The organism is Rhizobacter sp., assembly GCF_031412495.1.
Classification (GTDB): Bacteria; Pseudomonadota; Gammaproteobacteria; order Burkholderiales; family Burkholderiaceae_C; genus Schlegelella_A.
In genome coordinates, this window is sequence record NZ_JANODC010000490.1 from 1 (window position 1) to 1,902 (window position 1,902).

A 1,902-nucleotide genomic window follows, 5' to 3' on the forward strand; every position below is an offset into this window, starting at 1 on the left:
CGAGTCGGACCTCTTCGCCGGGCTGCCCGGGCCGTACGACCTGATCCTCTGCAACCCGCCCTACGTCAACGACGCGAGCATGGCGGCGCTGCCGCCGGAATACCGCGCCGAGCCGCGCCTGGCGCTGGCCGGCGGCGCCGACGGCATGGACCTCGTCCGGCGCATCGTCGCCGAGGCCGCCGCCCGCATGAGCGACGAGGCCGTGCTGGTCCTCGAGATCGGCCACGAGCGAAGCCACTTCGAGCAGGCGTTCCGGCGCCTCGAGTGCGCCTGGCTGGAGACGAGCGGCGGCCCCGACCGCGTCGTTCTCATCGAGCGTTCGGCCCTGCCCTCTTAGCGCGCGCAGGCGCTCGCGCCGGCGAACGGCGAAAATCGCGCATGCTCGTCCTGACCCAGCTTTCCCTTCGTCGCGGCGTCAAGCTCGTCCTCGACCGCACCAGCCTGACCATCCAGCCCGGCGAGAAGGTCGGCCTTGTCGGCCGCAACGGCGCCGGCAAGTCGTCGCTGTTCTCGCTCCTGACCGGCCGGCTGCACGCCGACGCCGGCGACCTGTCCCTGCCGCCGCGCTGGCGCATCGCCGAGGTGGCGCAGGAAATGCCCGAGTCGGCCGAGAGCGCGACCGCCTTCGTGCTCACCGGCGACACCCTCCTCGCCGAAGCCGAGGCGGCGCTGCTGCGCGCCGAGGCGAGCGGCGACGGCGACGCCATGGGCCACGCCCACGAGGCCATCAGCGAAGCGGGCGGCTTCGATGCGCGACCGCGCGCCCAGGCGATGCTGCTCGGCCTCGGCTTCAAGAGCGCGGAGCTCGATGCGCCGGTGTCGAGCTTCTCCGGGGGCTGGCGGATGCGGCTGCAGCTCGCCCGCGCCCTGATGTGTCCCGCCGACCTGATGCTGCTCGACGAGCCGACCAACCACCTCGACCTCGACGCGCTGGTCTGGCTCGAGGCCTGGCTGCAGCGCTACGCCGGGACGATGATCGTCATCAGCCACGACCGCGAGTTCCTCGACGCGGTGACGCGGGTCACCGTCCATCTCGACGCGGCCAGGCTGGTCCGCTACACGGGCAACTACACCGCGTTCGAGGAGATGCGCGCCATCCGCATGGCGCAGGCGCAGGCCAGCTTCGAGAAGCAGAAGGAGCGCATGGCGCACCTGCAGAAGTTCATCGACCGTTTCAAGGCCAAGGCCAGCAAGGCCAAGCAGGCGCAGAGCCGGGTCAAGGCGCTGGCGCGGATGGAGCGGCTGGCGCCGGTGCTGACCAGCGCCGACTTCCAGTTCGAGTTCCGCGAGCCGCAGAGCCTGCCCAACCCGATGCTCGCCTTCTCGAACGTCGCCTGCGGCTACGCAGCGCAAGGCGGCGGCGCGGCGCGGCGCATCGTCGGCGGCATCGACCGCTCGGTGCTCGCCGGCCAGCGCATCGGCATCCTCGGCGCCAACGGCCAGGGCAAGTCGACCTTCGTCAAGACGATCGCCGGCGACCTGCCGCCGCTTGCGGGCGAGATCGTTGCCGGCAAGGGCCTGACGATCGGCTACTTCGCACAGCAGGAGCTCGACGTCCTCTCGCCCGCGGACGGGCCGCTGATGCACATGGTCCGCCTCGCCCGCGACGTCGGCCCGCCGGCCCGCGAGCAGGAGCTGCGCGACTTCCTCGGCTCCTTCCGCTTCACCGGCGAGATGGCGGCGCAGCCGGTCGGCACGCTCTCGGGCGGCGAGAAGGCGCGCCTGGTGCTGGCGATGCTCGTCTGGCAGCGGCCGAACCTGCTCCTCCTCGACGAGCCGACCAACCACCTCGACCTGACGACGCGCGAGGCGCTCAGCATGGCCCTGAACGAGTTCGAAGGCACGGTCATGCTGGTCAGCCACGACCGGGCCCTGCTGCGCGAGGTCTGCGACGAGTTCTGG

At 71.7% G+C, this 1,902-nt stretch carries 1 protein-coding gene and 1 pseudogene; both read left to right on the top strand.

Annotated elements, in window-relative coordinates; genetic code table 11:
- Positions 1–337 (top strand): annotated as a pseudogene (locus tag AC30N0_RS18385) (50S ribosomal protein L3 N(5)-glutamine methyltransferase); the annotation flags it as partial.
- Between the two features lie 41 nt (positions 338–378).
- Positions 379–1,902, top strand: a 1,524-nt coding sequence (locus AC30N0_RS18390) for an ABC-F family ATP-binding cassette domain-containing protein (protein WP_489519334.1), incomplete at its 3' end; no start/stop codon positions are given.